This is a genomic window from Methanobrevibacter sp. (assembly GCF_045541095.1).
Taxonomy (GTDB): domain Archaea; phylum Methanobacteriota; class Methanobacteria; order Methanobacteriales; family Methanobacteriaceae; genus Methanocatella.
In genome coordinates this window covers 1-2115 of the sequence record NZ_JAZQIJ010000100.1, presented here as the reverse complement: position 1 = coordinate 2115, position 2115 = coordinate 1, and the positions used below count along the sequence as shown (strand labels likewise).

Annotated in this window: 3 protein-coding genes; all 3 read right to left on the bottom strand. The window is 34.9% G+C overall.

Annotated features, from left to right (window positions below):
• Nucleotides 1-410: DUF2284 domain-containing protein (locus tag ACKI2P_RS04400; protein WP_407375380.1), on the bottom strand; the 410-nt coding region annotated here is incomplete at its 3' end.
• A 15-nt stretch (nt 411-425) separates the two neighbouring features.
• The gene (locus tag ACKI2P_RS04395) at nt 426-1193 is read right to left on the bottom strand and encodes an inositol monophosphatase family protein (protein ID WP_407375378.1); all 768 of its coding nucleotides are present in this window, start codon (nt 1191-1193) and stop codon (nt 426-428) included.
• Between the two features lie 24 nt (nt 1194-1217).
• Entirely contained in the window at nt 1218-1994 is a 777-nt protein-coding gene (locus ACKI2P_RS04390; protein ID WP_407375376.1) for a Uma2 family endonuclease, read from the bottom strand.
• Nucleotides 1995-2115 lie beyond the last annotated feature (121 nt).

The following is a 2115-nucleotide window of genomic DNA, read 5'->3' as shown; positions in this document are numbered from 1 at the left end:
GGTATACGGCAAGGTTCACCATCTAAAATTGCGCATCGTTCGCAAAGAGTACATGCTTCAGATGATAAGATAAAAGGTTCCACACCCTGCTCTCTCATCATATCTCCTACTTGATTTGTAATTTTTTCATGATCTTTTCGGGTTCCAAGTGTTTCATTGATGTCTGCAATATCTTTCACTTCCACTATCGTACTGATTAACAGGCAATTTTCAAATGAACGGCAATGTTTTTCACAATTTTTTACACTACCAACACCTGGAGGGCAAGCCCATGATTTACCATACATCGGACATTCATTTTCACAAATCCATCGAATACGTTCAGAAAATTCTAACTCTGCAGGGTCAATAAAATCATAAATATATAATGGCAATTCTGCCATACGCTGTTCCAACAATTCTCGATTCATTTAACTCATTCTCTCTTAAATATAATTTTCAGTAATGATTTTTGCGATTTCAGCCGTTCCGGCTACAACATCACCAATAAGTTCCATCATGCGTTCATTTCCTTCATAATCAAGAACTACTCCGCCTGCTTCACGTACCAGCAATGTTCCAGCTGCATAATCCCATATTTTTAGTTTTTTCTCCAAATATGCTTCAATTCGTCCGCATGCAATGTGAGCCAGATCTAACGCAGCGGAACCAGTTCTTCTAAGATCTTGGCAATCCATATATATTTTCTCAAAAGTCTGAAAATTTGTTGCAGCTTCACTCTTATAATAAGGAGATAGACCGATTGCAATCAGACTTTCACTCATCGTTTTGGCATTGCTGACATGGATTGCTGTTCCATTTAAAAATGCGCCTTCCCCTTTTTGGGTAAAATACATCTCATCTAAATATGGATCATAAATGATACCTGCAATTACTTCTCTATGTTCAAGTAATGCCAGGGAAATCGCACTGTTTTTATAATCATGAATCAGATTTGTTGTACCGTCTACCGGATCAAGCACCCAGACTGGCTTATTCAAATCAACATTTTCCTCAGAACTTTCCTCTCCTAGAAATTGAATTTCCGGATATAATTTTTGTAATTCAGTCTGAAGATAGTGTTGCACTGCCTCATCAACTGCAGTTACAAAATCATAAACGCCTTTTTCTTTGACTTGTCCCGCTGCATTTCGATCTGTAAAAAGTTTTGCTGCATTACGGACAATCTTTTGTACACAAATAAAATCTACCATGTAATCTGCCTTCCTTTTAGAAAATTAATTAATGGAAATATTGATTTTTAATCCACTTAAAATATTACATGTAATAACTTCGTCAAACGAATAAATATTACTCTTTTGTGTGTTTTCAAAATAATGAACATACACTTTTTGTTCTTTAGGGTCTACGATCCAGTATTCCCGCACCCCTGCCATTTGATAATATACCATTTTCGTCACATAATCATGTTTAAAATTGCTTTCAGATACAATTTCTATAATCCAGTCTGGTGCACCAGAGCATCCCCGGTCAGTTAATTTATCTGTATCACATATCACCGTAATATCGGGCTGAACAACTGCCATGTCATTATCAAATAATTTTACATCAAACGGAGCCGGGTATACGTGGCATTTACCATTATTTTTTTCAATATGATTCATGATTTGAAACATCAGTTTAGATAAAATAAATTGATGAATACGACTTGGAGAAGACATCAGATAAAGCTGGTTTTTGATAAGCTCTGCTCTTACACCTTCTTCTAATTTTTCGATGTCTTCTATATTGTAAAATCTTGCTCTGCACATATACGGCGACGCAGAATCCTGTACCATCATAGGCTGATAAGAATATTCATTATAAGTAAATGGAATTTTCGATTTTGTTGAAATCACTTCTTCTATAGCAAGCAAAGTGCTGTATCTTGGATTTTTCGTTGCACCTGAAAAAATTTTATTAATGGTACTGAAAGGAATCCCGGATAAATCTGCAATATCCTGATTGGTTAATCCAGCAGCTTTTTTCTTTTCTTTTAATTCAAAAATATCCATACCAAGTACCTCTGTTGTCTTAATATGGATATTTTATCATACTATATATTGTTTCTCAACTGCAAATATCCATATTTGGATATTTGCAGTTTGGAAAATTTATTTTGCTGTTTCTTTTAAT

Bases quoted from the DNA above. Each gene is read 5' to 3' on its own strand.
- ACKI2P_RS04395 (WP_407375378.1), bottom strand. From the start codon at position 1,193: ATGGTAGATTTTATTTGTGTACAAAAGATTGTCCGTAATGCAGCAAAA.
- ACKI2P_RS04390 (WP_407375376.1), bottom strand. From the start codon at position 1,994: ATGGATATTTTTGAATTAAAAGAAAAGAAAAAAGCTGCTGGATTAACC.